Raw genomic sequence first — 15,181 nt, 5'->3', positions numbered from 1 at the left:
GACCGGCCTTTCGAGGCCGGTCCGTCCGCGTTCGAGGGGCCCGCATGGGAGTCGCCCTCCGGGGGCGCGGGGAACTGCGCGACCGGCCACGACGGACCCGCAGCCGACAGCGCACCTTTGAGATGACGCGGTGGGGAAGCGGGCGCCGATCGCACCGCTCCGCCGCCGGCAGCTGGTCCGCCTGCGTTCGAGGGGCCCGCATGGGAGTCGCCCTCCGGGGGCGCGGGGAACTGCGCGACCGGCCACGATGAGCCCGCAGCCGACAGCGCACCTTTGAGATGACGCGGTGGGGAAGCGGGCGCCGATCGCACCGCTCAGCCGCCGCCGGCGAGCCGTCCGCCCCGCCACGGAGTGTCGGGCAGGCAGCTGGGCGGACGGCGTGGAGACGGGCCGCCGCACTGGTACGAGGGGGAGCCGGCGGCCCGGCCGGCCTCTTGCGAGGCAGTTCAGTCAACCGGCCGGAAACTCTCCGCGACAGCGTGCACACACTGCGGATCCGGGCACTCCGTTCACACCCCGTGTGAAGGGGTTGGCACTACTCTGTCGGCACCGAGGCACCCGGGGGGCATCCATGCAGCCCAACACTCTGCTCGACGCGATCCTGGACGAGGCCGGGATCTCGCACGCGGGGCTGGCCGCACACGTCAATCACGCGGGCCTGGCGCGCGGACTCGCGCTCCGGTACGAGCACACCGCCGTGGCGCGCTGGCTCAAGGGACAGCGGCCCCGCGGCCAGGTGCCCGACCTCATCTGCGAGGTGCTGGCCGCCCGGCTGCACCGGCCCGTCACCCTCGACGACATCGGCCTCGGCGTCCCCGGCGAGCCGTCCGCACCGCACGGCACCTCCCTGTCCGGTTTCGTCGAGCGCGCCACCGCCCTGTGGCGCTCCGACGAACAGCAGCGCCCGCACATCCTGGGCGCACCCGCGGTCACCGGCACGCCCGCCGTCATGCCGGTGTGGGAGTGGGAGAACCCGCCCGAGGACGTCGACGTCTCGCGCGGCGGCCGGCACCGCGTCACGTCCTCCGACATCGAGATGCTGCGGGCCGCCCGCACCCACTACGAGCAGATGTACCGCAAGGCCGGCGGCATGGCGACCCGCAGCCGCATCGTCGGTTTCCTCAACGCCGAGGCCGCGCCGCTGCTGCGCGGCAGCTACACCGACGCCACCGGCCGCCAGCTGCACCGCGCCACCGGCGGCCTGGTGGCGATCGCCGGCATCTGCGCCTACGACTCCGACGCCCACGGCCTGGCCCAGCGCTACTTCCACCAGGCGCTCCGGCTCGCCAAGGCAAGCGGCGACCGCGGCCTGGGCGCCTATGTGATCGCGCTGCTGGTCAACCAGTCGCTGTTCATGCGGGAGTACCGCCAGGCCGTCGCCTTCGCGGAGGCCGCGCTGCGCGCCGCCGGCAAGCACATCACCCCGGCGCTCGCCTCCGACCTCTACGCGATGCAGGCCAAGGCGTACGCGCACCTCGGCGACGGCACGAGCGCGCTGTCCTGCATCCGGCGTGCCGAGCAGGCCGCCGAACGGATCCGGCGCGGGCACGAACCCGACGAGACCGGCTATGTCCAGCCGGGCCTGGTCAACGTGCAGGTGGCGGAGGCGTTGCTCAGCCTCGGGGAACTCACGGCCGCGGGGGAGCACGCCGCGGCGGCCGTGGACAACCCCGCGCACGACCGGGGGCGGGTGCACCGGCTCGCCATGCTCAGCACGATCGAACTGCGGCGGGGGAACGCCGACAAAGCGGTGGCCACGGCGGTGCAGATGGCCGAACAGGCCCGGGGAATGGAGTCCCAGCGGCTGCGCGACAGACTCCGCGCGGTGCGCGACCACCTGGTGCGCAACGGCTGCACGGGTACCTCCGAGGCCGCCGAGCTGATCGACGGCGCGCTGCGGGTGCCGCTGTAGTCCGGTCCGCGGACGGGCTCGGGCTCCGGAGCACCGACAGTCCTCGCCCCTGCTGCGATATTGCCCCTTACCCAAAGGAAGGTGGCAGAACCGTGCAGTGGACGAAACAGAACGAACAGACTGTGTACTCAAACCGCTGGTTCAGCGTCAATCTCGCGGATGTCGAGTTGCCGGACGGCCGGCATCTCGATCACTTCCTGATCCGGCTGCGGCCGGTCGCCGTCGCCACGGTGGTCAACGAGGCCAACGAGGTGCTGCTGCTGTGGCGCCACCGCTTCATCACCGACAGCTGGGGGTGGGAACTGGCGGCGGGTGTCGTCGAGGACGGCGAGGACGTATCCCGTGCGGCCGCCAGGGAACTGGAGGAGGAGACCGGCTGGCGACCGGGGCCCCTGTACCACCTGATGAGCGTGGAACCGTCCAACGGCCTCACCGACGCCCGGCACCACATCTACTGGGCCGACGAGGGAGAGTACGTCGGGCACCCCGTGGACGACTTCGAGTCGGACCGCCGGGAATGGGTTCCCCTCAAGCTCGTCCCGGACATGGTCGCCCGCGGTGAGGTCCCGGCCGCCAACATGGCAGCCGCGTTACTGCTCCTTCACCATCTCAGGCTCGGGCAGGACGCCCAGCCCTGATCCCCCGACCGGGTCCTGGTCCCTCAGCGGCCCAGGGCCTGCCAGATCGCCACCACCAGCGCGCCCACCGCGGTCAGCGCCGCGACCGCGGGCAACGGCCAGCGGCTGTGCTCCAGGGCGACGATGCGGGCGCTCAGCTCGTCGACCTCCTTGTCCGTCTCCTCCGTTCGGTGACTGAGCAGAGCCAGCCCACCCTCGACGCGCGCGTACGCCACGTCGAGGCGCCGGCGTAACTCTGCGAGTTCTCCATGGACCACGGGATGCTCCGGGTCGGCGGTCACGAGTCCGCTCCTTTCCGTAGTCGGCACATCCCTTGCATGCGCATGATGAGTGAACTCGCCTGGTGGGCGCGTGGGGAGAGTGTGCGTGGGGCATATGCGTGCCCGGTGCGCACACGGTGTGTGAAATGCGTGGGCCCGGCACTCGGAAGAGTGCCGGGCCCATGGTCGTCGCACTGTGTGACCGCCACCCTGCAACGGGCACTGTGCAGCCGCCGTACGCGGTGTCAGTCGTAGACGTGTGTCAGCTGTAGCTGTAGCCGTAGACGTGTGTCAGCCGTAGACGTAGAAGCCCGAGCCGGACTTCCGGCCCAGCCGGCCCGCGTCGACCATGCGCTGCAGCAGCGGGGGAGCGGCGTACAGCGGCTCCTTGTACTCCTCGTACATGCTCTGCGCCACCGAGGCCACCGTGTCCAGGCCGATCAGGTCGGACAGCTTCAGCGGGCCCATCGGATGGGCGCAGCCGAGCTCCATGCCGTTGTCGATGTCCTCGCGGCTGGCGATGCCCGACTCGAACATCCGGATCGCCGAGAGCAGGTAGGGGATCAGCAGCGCGTTCACCACGAACCCCGAGCGGTCCTGGGCTCGGATGGCGTGCTTGCCGAGCAGCTTCTCCGCGAAGAGCTGCGCCCGGCCGAGCGTGCCCTCGGAGGTGGTCAGCGCCGGGATGAGCTCGACGAGCTTCTGCACCGGGGCCGGGTTGAAGAAGTGGATGCCGATGACATGGTCGGGGCGCGAGGTGGCCACCGCCAGCTTCACCAGCGGGATCGAGGAGGTGTTGGAGGCCAGGATGGCGTCGGGCCGGGTCACGACCTGATCGAGCACCTGGAAGATCTCCGTCTTGACCTGCTCGTTCTCCACGACGGCCTCGATCACCAGGTCGCGGTCGGCGAACTCGCCCAGGTCGGTGGTGAAGCTCAGCCGGGCCTGCGTCGCCGCCAGCTCCGCTTCGCTGATCTTGCCGCGCTCGGCGGCCTTGGCCAGGGAGCCGAACAGCCGGGTGCGGCCGATCTCCAGGGCCTCGCCGGTGGTCTCGGCGACCTTCACGTCCAGTCCGGCGCGGGCGCACACCTCGGCGATGCCCGCTCCCATCTGGCCGCAGCCCACCACTCCGACGCGTGCGATGTCTCCAGCCGGGATGTCCGTCACATCGTCCCCTTCACTGATCCATCCGTGGCAGGTCTGCCGTGTTTCGGTCCCTGCTCCGACCCTGCACGTTACCTTCGGCGATCGTTGATCGATCACCGGGGTGCCGCCTGGCGGCCCGGCGCCGGAGACAGACGCACGGAGACAGACGCACGGAGGCAGCAGTGAGGACACGGAGGACAGCACCCTGGTCGCGCCGGGCGTTCACGGTGACCGCCCTGTCGGCGCTCATGGCGGGCGGCGCGACGGCGGGCGGTGCGGCGGCCGGAGCGACGACGGGCGGTCCGGGCGGCGGCCGGCGGCGCGCGGCCGGGGAGGTGCGGGGGGTGTGGGTGGCGACCGTGGCCAACCGCGACTGGCCCTCGCGGCCGGGGCTGACCGCCGCGCGGCAGCGCGCCGAGCTGATCGCCCACCTCGACCGCGCGGTCCGCGACCGCCTCAACACCGTGATCCTCCAGGTGCGCCCGACCGCCGACGCGCTGTGGCCGTCGTCGTACGAGCCCTGGTCGCAGTACCTCACCGGCACCCAGGGCGGGAACCCCGGCTGGGATCCGCTGGGGACGGCGGTCGAGGAGGCCCACGCCCGCGGTCTCGCCCTGCACGCCTGGTTCAACCCCTACCGCGTCGCCAACCACACCGACCCGGCACGGCTGGCCGCCTCGCACCCCGCGCGCAGGCATCCTGACTGGGTGGTGCCGTACGGCGGGAAGCTGTACTACAACCCGGGACTGCCGGAGGTCCGCGCCTTCGTCCAGGAGGCCATGCTGGACGCGGTGCGCAAGTACCCCGTCGACGCGGTGCACTTCGACGACTACTTCTACCCCTACCCGGTGGCCGGCCGGACCTTCGACGACACGGCCGCCTACGACCGCCACGGCGCCGGCTACGCGACCCGGGCCGCCTGGCGGCGCGCCAACATCGACAAGCTGATCGAGGAGACCGCGGCCGGCATCAAGCTGATCCGGCCCGCCACGCAGTTCGGGATCAGCCCCTTCGGAGTGTGGCGCAACGCGGCGACGGACTCCCGCGGTTCCGGCACGCGCGCGGGCGTGCAGACGTACGACGACCTGTACGCGGACACGCGGAAGTGGGTGCGGGAGAACTGGATCGACTACATCTGCCCGCAGCTGTACTGGAACATCGGGTTCGCCGCCGCCGACTACGCCACGCTGGTGTCCTGGTGGGCGGACGTGGCGCGGAACACCGCGACGAGGCTGTACCTGGGCGAGGCGCTGTACAAGGCGGGCGACCCCGCGCAGCCCGCCGCCTGGCAGGACCCGGCGGAACTGTCCCGGCACCTGGCGCTGGCCAGGAAGCATCCGCAGGTGCGCGGGCACGTCTTCTTCGCCGCCAAGGACGTGGCGGCCGATCCGATCGGGGCGATGGCGCGGGTCGTCGCCGACCACTACACACAGCCGGCGATGCCCCCGCGCTGATCCACCGGTTCTCCCGGTTCTCCCGGTTCTACCGGTTCTACCGGTTCTCGCGGTGCTCCCGGTGGCGGATCTCGGTGTCGGGGCCGGGTGAGCACACGCCCTCGTGCCCGTCCTCGAAACGGACGCGGTAGGGAGGATTGCCCTCCTGGCCCATCACTTCGACGATCTCGCCGACCTTGTCCTGCTGGCCGACCACCCTGCCGTGCTGGACAAGCTGGTCGCCCTCGGTTGCACGCATCTGTGCGGCCTCCTCACATGGTGCGGAGCGGCGGTTCCGTGGCCCTGGGTCCAGGGCGCGGGATGCCGGCGGGAAGCGGGCCAAGCCCTCGGCGGCCCTCAGCCCCGGGCCCGCTGGGTCACGGCGATGCACACGAGCACCGCCGCGGCGGTCAGCGGAGCGGCCACCGTCAGGTGCTCCCCCAGCAGCAGCACCGACCACACCAGTGTGAGCAGGGGCTGCGCCAACTGCAACTGACTCGCCTTGGGGATCCCGACCGCGGCCATGCCCCGGTACCACACGACCAGCCCCAGGAACTGCGAGCCCGCCGCCACCCACAGCAGTCCGGCCACGCTGTGCGCGGTCAGGTGTGCGGGCTCCAGCGCCAGGGCGGCCACGGCGGCGGGCACGCTCAGCGGCAGGCACAGCACCAGCGCCCAGCCGATGACCTGCCACCCCGGCATGATCCGGGCCAGCCGGCCGCCCTCGGTGTAGCCCGCGGCGCACACCAGCAGCGCCGCGAACAGGTACAGGTCGGCGGCGGTCAGCGCGCCGCCGCTCTGCTGGGCGGTGAACACGGCCACCGCCGCCGCCCCCGCGACCGCCGCCGCCCAGAACGTCCGGGAGGGGCGGACGCCGACGCGCAGCGCGGACAGCAGGGCGGTGGTGAGGGGGAGCAGGCCGACCACGACGGCCGCGTGCGCGGTGCTGGACGTCCGCAGGGCGAGCGTCGTCAGCAGCGGGAAGCCGACGACGACGCCGCCGGCGACGACCGCGAGGCCCGGCCAGTGCGCCCGGCCCGGCACCGGCACGCGCAGCGCCAGCAGGCAGCCGCCCGCGATCAGTGCGGCGAGGACGCTGCGGACGGCGACCAGCGCCCAGGGCCCGAAGCCCTCCAGCCCCCAGGCGGTCGCGGGGAAGGTGAGGGAGAAGGCGACGACGCCGAGGGCGGCCTGCAAGGTGCCGACGCGACGGTCCGCCGCGGCCGGTGCCGCCGCCCCCGCCGCTGTCGCGGAGGTGCCGACCGCTATCGACGCTGCCGCAGTAGCGCTACTCTGTGCTCTCATGCAAGAGCGTAGCAGTGTGGGTGAACTGGCGGAACGGCTGCGACAGGAGCTGGACCGCTACTCTCCTGGAGGGAAGCTTCCCTCCAGTCGGGCGCTCGTCGAGCGTTTCCGGGTCAGTCCGGTGACCGTCTCGCGGGCCCTCGCCCAGCTCGCCGCCGAGGGGCTGGTGGTCACCCGGCCCGGCGCCGGAGCCTTCCGGGCGCAGCCACGCGCGAGCACCGTCGCCGCGGGGGACACCTCGTGGCAGGAGGTGGCACTGAGCGCGGACGGCGCCACCGACCTCGTCCCGCGCACGGTGGACGCCTCGGGCGTGCTGGTCTCGCTGGCCGGCCCGCCGCCCGGCGTCGTCGAGTTCAACGGCGGCTACCTGCATCCCTCGCTCCAGCCGGAACGGGCGATGGCGGCGGCCCTGTCCCGCGCCGGACGCCGGCCCGGCGCCTGGGGGCGGCCGCCGGTGGAGGGACTGCCGGAGCTGCGCGAGTGGTTCGCGCGGAGCATCGGCGCGGCGGTCACCGCCGCGGATGTGCTGGTCACCGCGGGCGGCCAGTCGGCGCTGACCACCGCCCTGCGCGCGCTCGCCCCGCCCGGGGCGCCGGTGCTGGTCGAATCGCCCACCTACCCCGGCATGCTGGCGATCGCCCGCGCGGCGGGGCTGCGGCCCGTCCCCGTCCCCGTGGACCCGGACGGGGTGAAGCCGGCCCTGCTCGCCGACGCCTTCCGGGCGACCGGGGCCCGTGTCTTCGTCTGCCAGCCGCTGTTCCAGAACCCGACGGGCGCCGTGCTGGCGCCCGGGCGCCGCGCCGACGTGCTGCGGACCGCCCGGGAGGCCGGCGCGTTCGTCGTCGAGGACGACTTCGTACGGCGGCTCGCGCACGAGGACGCGGGAGAGCTGCCGAGGCCGCTCGCCGCCGACGATCCCGACGGCGTCGTCGTCCACGTCTGCTCGCTGACCAAGGCCACCTCGCCCAGCTTCCGGGTCGGCGCCCTGGCCGCCCGCGGTCCGGTCCTGGAACGCCTGCGCGCCATCCAGATCGTCGACACCTTCTTCGTGTCGCGGCCGTTGCAGGAGGCCGCACTCGAACTCGTCGGCTCGCCCGCCTGGCCGCGTCATCTGCGGTCCCTGTCGGCACAGTTGAAGGCCCGCCGCGACGTGATGACGGCGGCCCTGCGCCGGGAGCTGCCCCGGCTCGCCCTGCCGCACATCCCGTCGGGCGGCTACCACCTGTGGCTGCGCCTTCCCCACGGCACGGACGAGGCGGCCCTGACGGCCGCCGCCCTCCGCTCCGGCGTCGCCGTCACGCCCGGCCGCCCGTACTTCGGCGCCGAGCCCCCGGCCGGCCACCTGCGCCTGAGCTTCGCGGCGGTGGCGGGCGCCGGCGAGATCACGGAAGGGGTGCGGCGGCTGCGGACCGCCGCGGACGAGGTGCTGTAGCGCATCGGGGCCGTGCGGCGGGGATGTCGGGAAAACGGTTCGACAAAGCGGAGCCCGGCCTGTGACTCTCCCGCCATGAACGACATCCCGAGCCTTCCCGACGATTACGAGTTCTCCGCCGATCCCGGACGTGTCGACGTCGATCGCGTGCACCGCTGGCTGTCCACCGACGCGTACTGGGCGCTCGGGCGGCCGCGGGAGAAGCTGGACCGGGCGATCGAGGGCTCGCTGAACTTCGGCGTGTACGACAGGGCGTCGGGGGACCAGGTCGCGTACGCACGGGTCGTCACCGACCGGGCGACCTTCGCCTGGCTGTGCGATGTCTACGTCGACCCGTCCGTGCGGGGCAAGGGGATCGGCACCGCCATGGTCGCGGCCGTGCGCGAGCAGCTGCTCCCGTACGGGCTGCGGCGCCTCCTGCTCGCCACACACGACGCCCACGGGGTGTACGAGAAGGTCGGCTTCACCGCCCTGGAGCGGCCGGAGCAGTGGATGGTGCTCGCCTTCGAGTGAGCCGTCCGCCGGATGGCGAGCCGTCGGACCGGAGGGCGAGCCGTCCGCCGGAGAGCGAGCCATCCGACCGGGAGGGCGACTTGTCCGGCAGATGCCGACCCGGACGTGAAGGTTCACGCACCCTGGGTGACTCGTAGGTAACGTCTCTTGACCTGCCCACTCCCGCGGCTCACCATCGCCGCATGCAGCTGAGGGTCACATTCGTCGCGGCCGCGCGCAGCTCCCCGCCGCTCGCCGAGCGCTTCGAGGACGACCGCCCGCTGGACCAGGCCGGCTGGGACGAGGTGCAGCGCGCCGCCCCCGCCCTGGTCCCGCTGGCGGCGTCCGAGCTGCGCTACTGCTCGCCCACGCCCCGCAGTCGCGCCACCGGCGACGCCCTCGGCTACGCGCCGCTCGTCCAACTCGCCCTGCGAGACTGCGACATGGGGCGCTGGCGGGGGCTGACGCTCGGCGAGGCGATGGCCCGCGAGCCGGAGCTGGTGGACGCCTGGCTGGCCGACCCGCACGCCACCCCGCACGGCGGCGAGTCGCTGCTGGCCTTCGTCTCCCGCGTCGGCGGCTGGCTCGACACCCGGCCCTACGAGGACGGCTGCCGCATCGTCGCCGTGGCCGAACCGTCCGTGATCCGCGCCGCCCTGCTGTACGCCCTGAAGGCGCCGCCGTCGGCTTACTGGAACATCGACGTGCGCCCCCTGTCGGCCGTCACCGTCACCGGTCACGCCCGCCGCTGGAACCTCCGCCTCGGCGGGGCCTAGCGGCGGCGGGGCCGGCCTCGGGCTCATCCCAGGGCGGAGAGGGTCACGGCGTCGGCCATTGCCTGGTAGCCGGCGTCGTTGGGGGTGGATGTGGTCACCGCTGTCGTGGGCCGGGAGCGGCCTGGTGGCGTCGGCGGGGTCGCGGACCGCCAGGCCGAGGTCGAGCACGGCGTCGAAGGCGCCGGAGGTCCGGATCCAGGTGCTCACCTGCTGCCGGATGGTCTCCCGTGCCGCGGTGCAGCCCGACATGCCGTTGAACGGCATCACCGTCGCGGCCACGCCCCGGACACCCGCGGCATGCGCCTGGGTGATCAGCGTCTGGTAGCCGGAGGTGATGGACGAGGCCGAAGCGCTGTTGTAGGTGATGTCGTTGATCCCCTCCAGCAGCAGGACGGTCTTCACGTTCGGCTGGGCCAGGGCGTCGTGGGCGGAGCGGTGCAGGGCGCTGAGGCCGGAGTTGGCGCTGCCGTCGGCCAGGACCCGGTTGCCTCCGATGCCGACGTCGGCGACGCTCGGGCGAGGGCCGCCGCTGACGGCCGCGAGGCGGCGGCCCAGTACGTCCGGGTGGCGCCGGTTGCCGTTGACGGTGGACTTGACGCCGCCGGTGATCGAGTCCCCGAAGGCGATCAGCGTGCCCGTGGCCGTGGCCGAGTTCACCCACACCCCGCCGAGCAGGTAGGAGGCGTACGTGTGCGTCGGGTACGAGGCGACCGTGTCGTCGGCGGAGTGATCGCCGGAGGACGAGATGTATGTGGTCGCCTGGGCGTCGGGGTGCCAGCTCGACGTGTCGACGGTGTTCGAGACGTAGATGCTGACGAGCAGGTTCTGCTCGGCGGTCGTGGTCATGGCGACCTCGTCGCCGGCCTGCTCCGCGCCGACGGAGCGGGTGGCCCCGGTGGATCCGCCGAAGGTCACGGTGTGATGGGTGCCCGCGACGGGCACGCCTCCGCGGGACTGGACGGCGGCCTCCACGTGACCGACGGCGAGCGTCGACGTGCCGCGCAGGTGGGACCGTTGCAGCCGCACCGTCGACCCGCCCGCGGACAGGTGCACCACTTCGCGGATCGTCTGGTTGGAGAAGCCCACTCCGCCCTCGTTGAGGCCGGTGCTCCAGGCAGCGGCCTCGGTTCGGCCGGCCGTGGCTGCGGGCGTGAGAGACGACGGCGACAGCGACAGGACGGCGGCGGCCGCGCACACCGACATCGCGGAAGCCGCGCGGGTCAGCGTCTTGCGGCGCGGCTGCCGCGGGCGGCCGCGACCGGCGGGGGCGGGGGAGGAAGCCAGCAGGCGCACCAGGCGAAATTGCGTTGATGTAAAGGTCATGCGGCCTCGCCGACCGCTATCGGTCCTACAAGTCGAGGCCGGCCGGATGTCCGATGACCCTGGCGTGCCGTCCGTACCGCCCGTGCCGTCGCCGAGGGCCGGTCGCGCCCGGTCGAGGGCGGTAGATTGCATAAACGTGCAAAGCTACGTATAGTCATGCCATCCAAGAGGAGGATTCCATGGCGGTACGTGCGGCGGTGGCCGGAGCGAGTGGATACGCGGGCGGTGAGGTCCTGCGTCTGCTCCTGGCGCACCCCGAGGTCGAGATCGGAGCCCTGACCGGCAACTCGAACGCGGGTCAGCGGCTCGGCGCGCTCCAGCCGCACCTGCTGCCGCTGGCCGGCCGGGTGCTGGAGGAGACCACGGCCGAGGTGCTCGCCGGACACGACGTCGTCTTCCTCGCCCTGCCCCACGGCCAGTCCGCCGCCGTCGCCGAGCAGCTCGGCCCGGACGTCCTCGTCGTCGACATGGGCGCCGACTTCCGGCTGAAGGACGCCGCCGACTGGGAGCGCTTCTACGGTTCCGCACACGCCGGGACCTGGCCCTACGGCCTTCCCGAACTGCCGGGCGCCCGCGCCGCGCTGGAGGGGTCCAGGCGCATCGCGGTGCCCGGTTGCTACCCGACCGCCGTCTCGCTCGCGCTGTTCCCGGCGTACGCCGCCGGGCTCGTCGAGAACGAGGCGGTGATCGTCGCCGCGTCCGGCACCTCCGGCGCGGGCAAGGCGCCCAAGCCGCACCTGCTGGGCTCGGAGGTGATGGGCTCCATGTCGCCGTACGGCGTCGGCGGCGGCCACCGGCACACCCCCGAGATGATCCAGAACCTCAGCGCCGTGGCGGGGGAGCGGGTCGCCGTCTCCTTCACCCCCACCCTCGCGCCGATGCCCCGCGGCATCCTCGCCACCTGCAGCGCCAAGGCCAGGGACGGCGTCACCGCCGAGTCGGTCCGCGCCGCCTACGAGAAGGCCTTCGCCGACGAACCCTTCGTCCACCTCCTTCCCGAGGGACAGTGGCCCGCCACGGCCTCCGTCCAGGGGTCCAACGCCGTTCAGGTGCAGGTCGCGTACGACGAGGCCGTGGGCCGCGTCATCGCGATCAGCGCCATCGACAACCTGACCAAGGGCACCGCGGGCGGTGCCGTCCAGAGCATGAACCTCGCCCTGGGGCTCGACGAGACCACCGGGCTGACGACGATCGGAGTTGCGCCGTGAGCGTGACGGCAGCAAAGGGATTCACGGCGGCGGGCATCGCCGCCGGGATCAAGCAGAACGGCAACCCGGACCTGGCCCTCGTGGTCAACGACGGACCCCGCCGCGCCGCCGCCGGTGTCTTCACCTCCAACCGCGTGAAGGCCGCGCCGGTCCTGTGGTCCGAGCAGGTGCTGAAGAGCGGCCAGGTCTCCGCCGTCGTCCTCAACTCCGGCGGCGCCAACGCCTGCACGGGGCACAAGGGCTTCCAGGACACCCACGCCACCGCGGAGAAGGCGGCCGAGGTCCTCGGGCGCGCTCCCATCGAGGTCGCCGTCTGCTCGACCGGCCTGATCGGCGTGCTGCTTCCGATGGACAAGCTGCTGCCGGGCATCGAGACCGCGGCCGCGCAGCTCTCCGAGCACGGCGGCGAGAAGGCCGCCATCGCCATCAAGACCACCGACACCGTCCACAAGACCTCCGTCGTCACCAAGGACGGCTGGACCGTCGGCGGCATGGCCAAGGGCGCCGGCATGCTCGCCCCGGGCCTGGCCACCATGCTCGTCGTCCTCACCACCGACGCCGACCTCGACGGCGACACCCTGGACCGGGCGCTGCGCGCGGCGACCCGGGTCACCTTCGACCGCGTCGACTCCGACGGCTGCATGTCCACCAACGACACCGTGCTGCTGCTCGCCTCCGGCGCCTCCGGGGTCACCCCGGCCTACGAGGAGTTCGCCGACGCCGTACGGCAGGTCTGCGACGACCTCGGCCAGCAGCTGATCCGCGACGCGGAGGGCGCCAGCAAGGACATCAGGATCGAGGTGATCAACGCCGCGACCGAGGACGACGCCGTCGAGGTGGGCCGCACCATCGCCCGCAACAACCTCCTCAAGTGCGCCGTGCACGGCGAGGACCCCAACTGGGGCCGCGTCCTGTCCGCGATCGGCACGACCGGCGCCGCCTTCGAGCCCGACCGGCTCAACGTGGCCATCAACGGCGTCTGGGTGTGCAAGAACGGCGGCGTCGGCGAGGACCGCGACAAGGTCGACATGCGCTACCGCGAGGTGCACATCGTCGCCGACCTGGCCGCGGGCGCGGAGACCGCCACCATCTGGACCAACGACCTCACCGCCGAGTACGTCCACGAGAACAGCGCCTACAGCTCATGAGCAGTCCGACGCGGAAGCACACCGCCCTGCCCAAGGCCCAGATCCTCATCGAGGCGCTGCCGTGGCTGGTGCGGCACAACGGCAAGACCGTCGTCATCAAGTTCGGCGGCAACGCCATGATCGACGAGGACCTGAAGGCCGCGTTCGCGCAGGACGTCGTCTTCCTCCACCACGCCGGCCTCAAGCCCGTCGTCGTGCACGGCGGCGGCCCGCAGATCAGCGCCGCCCTCGACAAGCACGGCATCGTCAGCGAGTTCAAGGCCGGCCTGCGGGTCACCACCGAGGACGCCATGGACGTCGTCCGCATGGTGCTGGCCGGACAGGTGCAGCGCGAGCTGGTCAACCTGCTCAACGAGCACGGCCCGCTGGCCGTCGGACTGACCGGCGAGGACGCGCACACCATCACCGCCACCAAGCACCAGCCCGAGATCGACGGGGAGTTGGTCGACATCGGGCGGGTGGGCGAGATCACCGCCATCGACACCGGCGCGATCGAGGCGCTGCTCGCCGACGGCCGCATCCCGGTGGTGTCGTCGATCGCCCGCAGCCAGGACGACGGACACGTCTACAACGTCAACGCCGACACGGCGGCCGCGGCGCTCGCCGCCGCGCTGGGCGCCGAGACCCTCATGGTCCTCACGGACGTCGAGGGCCTCTACGAGGACTGGCCGAACTCCGACGAGGTGATCAGCCGCCTCACCGCCTCCCAGCTGGAGAGGCTGCTGCCGGAGCTGTCGGCCGGCATGGTGCCGAAGATGGAGGGCTGCCTGCACGCCGTGCGCAACGGCGTCCACACCGCCCGCGTCATCGACGGCCGGGTCCAGCACTCGATCCTGCTGGAGATCTTCACCGACGAGGGCATCGGCACGATGGTCGTGCCGGACGAGACCGAGGGGGGCGCCGCATGACGGGCAATCAGGAACTGACGGCGCGGTGGCAGGGCGCGCTGATGAACAACTACGGCACCCCGCTGCTGCCCCTGGTGCGCGGCGAGGGCAGCCGGGTGTGGGACGCCGACGGCAAGGAATACCTCGACTTCGTCGGCGGCATCGCGGTCAACGCGCTCGGCCATGCCCATCCGGCGGTCGTCGAGGCGGTGACCCGGCAGATCGGCTCCCTCGGCCACATCTCCAACTTCTTCATGGCCGACCCCACCGTCACGCTCGCCGAACGGCTCCTGCGGCTCTTCGGCCGGGACGGCAAGGTCTTCTTCTGCAACTCCGGCGCCGAGGCCAACGAGGCCGCCTTCAAGATCGGCCGGCTGACCGGGCGCAAGCACGTGGTGGCCACCCACGACGCCTTCCACGGCCGTACCATGGGCGCCCTCGCGATGACCGGCCAGCAGGGCAAGCGGGAGCCCTTCCTGCCGCTGCCCGGCGACGTCACGCACGTGCCCTTCGGCGACGCGCAGGCGCTGGCCGCCGCGGTCACCGAGGAGACCGCGCTGGTCGTCCTGGAGCCGGTGCAGGGCGAGATCGGCGTCGTCGTGCCGCCGGCCGGCTACCTCAAGGCCGCCCGCGCGATCACCGCCGCCACCGGGGCGCTGCTCGTCCTCGACGAGGTGCAGACCGGGGTCGGCCGCAGCGGGCACTGGTTCGAGTACCAGGCCCACGACGGCGTCCTGCCGGACGTCGTCACCCTCGCCAAGGGACTGGGCGGCGGGCTGCCGTTGGGCGCCACCGTCGCCTTCGGCCGCGCGGCCGAACTGCTGCAACCGGGCCAGCACGGCACGACCTTCGGCGGCAACCCGGTCGCCTGCGCGGCCGGACTCGCCGTCCTCGACACCATCGAGAGCGAGGGCCTGCTGGAGAACGTCAAGCGGCAGAGCGGCAAACTCCGGGACGGAATCCAGTCGTTGGGCCTGCCGTTGACCGACCACGTCCGGGGTACCGGGCTTCTGCTGGGTATCGTGCTCACCGAGCCGCTCGCGCCCCAGGTGCGGCAGGCGGCTCAGGAGGCCGGTTTCCTGGTGAACGCGCCCGCCCCCGACGTCGTACGGCTGATGCCCGCGCTGAATCTCGGCGACGACGAGGTGGACGCCTTCCTGCGGGCGCTGCCCGGCATCCTCGACGTGGCCAAGGGGGACGGATGATCCGGAGAATGGGAGG

The 15,181-nt window shown here is 72.5% G+C and carries 14 protein-coding genes and 1 pseudogene; 10 read left to right on the top strand and 5 right to left on the bottom strand.

From position 1 onward, the window contains the following. Positions 1-571 precede the first annotated feature (571 nt). Positions 572-1,912, top strand: coding sequence for a transcriptional regulator (locus tag AB0G63_RS29985; RefSeq protein WP_360756491.1), 1,341 nt, complete (start codon positions 572-574; stop codon positions 1,910-1,912). A gap of 92 nt (positions 1,913-2,004) precedes the next feature. Continuing rightward, a complete protein-coding gene (locus tag AB0G63_RS29980; RefSeq protein WP_360756488.1) occupies positions 2,005-2,550 on the top strand; it encodes an NUDIX hydrolase in 546 nt (181 codons plus the stop codon). Positions 2,551-2,573: 23 nt separating this feature from the next. Here the strand turns inward: AB0G63_RS29980 and AB0G63_RS29975 are convergent, their stop codons facing one another. Continuing rightward, positions 2,574-2,831 carry a hypothetical protein gene (locus AB0G63_RS29975; RefSeq protein ID WP_360756485.1) on the bottom strand — a complete coding sequence of 86 codons (258 nt, stop codon included), beginning with the start codon at positions 2,829-2,831 and terminating at the stop codon, positions 2,574-2,576. A gap of 270 nt (positions 2,832-3,101) precedes the next feature. After that, complete coding sequence (locus AB0G63_RS29970; RefSeq protein WP_360756482.1) at positions 3,102-3,977, bottom strand: 3-hydroxybutyryl-CoA dehydrogenase; 876 nt, start codon at positions 3,975-3,977, stop codon at positions 3,102-3,104. Between the two features lie 227 nt (positions 3,978-4,204). Here AB0G63_RS29970 and AB0G63_RS29965 point away from each other — a divergent pair, with 227 nt between their 5' ends. Continuing rightward, positions 4,205-5,410 (top strand): family 10 glycosylhydrolase, encoded by a 1,206-nt coding sequence (locus AB0G63_RS29965; RefSeq protein WP_360756504.1) that lies wholly within the window; start codon positions 4,205-4,207, stop codon positions 5,408-5,410. A gap of 37 nt (positions 5,411-5,447) precedes the next feature. Here the strand turns inward: AB0G63_RS29965 and AB0G63_RS29960 are convergent, their stop codons facing one another. Next, positions 5,448-5,648 (bottom strand): DUF1918 domain-containing protein, encoded by a 201-nt coding sequence (locus AB0G63_RS29960; protein ID WP_360756479.1) that lies wholly within the window; start codon positions 5,646-5,648, stop codon positions 5,448-5,450. A 98-nt stretch (positions 5,649-5,746) separates the two neighbouring features. Beyond that, complete coding sequence (locus AB0G63_RS29955) at positions 5,747-6,694, bottom strand: DMT family transporter (RefSeq protein WP_360756476.1); 948 nt, start codon at positions 6,692-6,694, stop codon at positions 5,747-5,749. Here AB0G63_RS29955 and AB0G63_RS29950 point away from each other — a divergent pair. The 3 genes from AB0G63_RS29950 to AB0G63_RS29940 all read left to right on the top strand — a co-directional run bounded on the left by AB0G63_RS29950 (position 6,693) and on the right by AB0G63_RS29940 (position 9,394). Further along, positions 6,693-8,126 carry a PLP-dependent aminotransferase family protein gene (locus tag AB0G63_RS29950; RefSeq protein WP_360756474.1) on the top strand — a complete coding sequence of 478 codons (1,434 nt, stop codon included), beginning with the start codon at positions 6,693-6,695 and terminating at the stop codon, positions 8,124-8,126. The two genes, AB0G63_RS29955 and AB0G63_RS29950, sit on opposite strands and share 2 nt — an antisense overlap. A 75-nt stretch (positions 8,127-8,201) precedes the next feature. Then, a complete protein-coding gene (locus AB0G63_RS29945) occupies positions 8,202-8,639 on the top strand; it encodes a GNAT family N-acetyltransferase (RefSeq protein ID WP_360756471.1) in 438 nt (145 codons plus the stop codon). 182 nt (positions 8,640-8,821) lie between these two features. Further along, positions 8,822-9,394 (top strand): histidine phosphatase family protein, encoded by a 573-nt coding sequence (locus AB0G63_RS29940; RefSeq protein WP_360756501.1) that lies wholly within the window; start codon positions 8,822-8,824, stop codon positions 9,392-9,394. 90 nt (positions 9,395-9,484) lie between these two features. Here AB0G63_RS29940 and AB0G63_RS29935 read toward each other — a convergent pair. Continuing rightward, positions 9,485-10,240 (bottom strand): annotated as a pseudogene (locus tag AB0G63_RS29935) (GDSL-type esterase/lipase family protein); the annotation flags it as partial. A 656-nt stretch (positions 10,241-10,896) separates the two neighbouring features. Between AB0G63_RS29935 and argC the strand changes: the two are divergent. From argC to AB0G63_RS29915, 4 genes are read left to right on the top strand one after another with little or no spacing between them, the layout of a single operon-like run. Beyond that, on the top strand, positions 10,897-11,925 hold the full coding sequence (gene argC, locus AB0G63_RS29930) for an N-acetyl-gamma-glutamyl-phosphate reductase (protein ID WP_360756468.1): 1,029 nt from the start codon (positions 10,897-10,899) through the stop codon (positions 11,923-11,925). Then, the gene (gene argJ, locus AB0G63_RS29925; protein ID WP_360756466.1) at positions 11,922-13,073 is read left to right on the top strand and encodes a bifunctional glutamate N-acetyltransferase/amino-acid acetyltransferase ArgJ; all 1,152 of its coding nucleotides are present in this window, start codon (positions 11,922-11,924) and stop codon (positions 13,071-13,073) included. The genes argC and argJ overlap by 4 nt, the downstream gene beginning before the upstream one ends. Next, complete coding sequence (gene argB / locus AB0G63_RS29920; RefSeq protein WP_360756463.1) at positions 13,070-13,981, top strand: acetylglutamate kinase; 912 nt, start codon at positions 13,070-13,072, stop codon at positions 13,979-13,981. Before argJ ends, argB begins: the two co-directional genes overlap by 4 nt. After that, positions 13,978-15,165, top strand: coding sequence for an acetylornithine transaminase (locus AB0G63_RS29915; RefSeq protein ID WP_360756461.1), 1,188 nt, complete (start codon positions 13,978-13,980; stop codon positions 15,163-15,165). The genes argB and AB0G63_RS29915 overlap by 4 nt, the downstream gene beginning before the upstream one ends. Positions 15,166-15,181: the final 16 nt, after the last annotated feature.

It is taken from the genome of Streptomyces sp. NPDC020996, assembly GCF_040641355.1.
Taxonomy (GTDB): Bacteria; Actinomycetota; Actinomycetes; order Streptomycetales; family Streptomycetaceae; genus Streptomyces.
This window is presented reverse-complemented; position numbering and strand designations above follow the sequence as displayed.

Coding starts and splice junctions, on each gene's coding strand:
- AB0G63_RS29985 (WP_360756491.1), top strand. CDS start 572: ATGCAGCCCAACACTCTGCTCGACGCGATCCTGGACGAGGCCGGGATC.
- AB0G63_RS29965 (WP_360756504.1), top strand. CDS start 4,205: ATGGCGGGCGGCGCGACGGCGGGCGGTGCGGCGGCCGGAGCGACGACG.
- AB0G63_RS29960 (WP_360756479.1), bottom strand. CDS start 5,648: ATGCGTGCAACCGAGGGCGACCAGCTTGTCCAGCACGGCAGGGTGGTC.
- AB0G63_RS29950 (WP_360756474.1), top strand. CDS start 6,693: ATGCAAGAGCGTAGCAGTGTGGGTGAACTGGCGGAACGGCTGCGACAG.
- AB0G63_RS29955 (WP_360756476.1), bottom strand. CDS start 6,694: ATGAGAGCACAGAGTAGCGCTACTGCGGCAGCGTCGATAGCGGTCGGC.
- AB0G63_RS29945 (WP_360756471.1), top strand. CDS start 8,202: ATGAACGACATCCCGAGCCTTCCCGACGATTACGAGTTCTCCGCCGAT.
- AB0G63_RS29940 (WP_360756501.1), top strand. CDS start 8,822: ATGCAGCTGAGGGTCACATTCGTCGCGGCCGCGCGCAGCTCCCCGCCG.
- argC (WP_360756468.1), top strand. CDS start 10,897: ATGGCGGTACGTGCGGCGGTGGCCGGAGCGAGTGGATACGCGGGCGGT.
- argB (WP_360756463.1), top strand. CDS start 13,070: ATGAGCAGTCCGACGCGGAAGCACACCGCCCTGCCCAAGGCCCAGATC.
- AB0G63_RS29915 (WP_360756461.1), top strand. CDS start 13,978: ATGACGGGCAATCAGGAACTGACGGCGCGGTGGCAGGGCGCGCTGATG.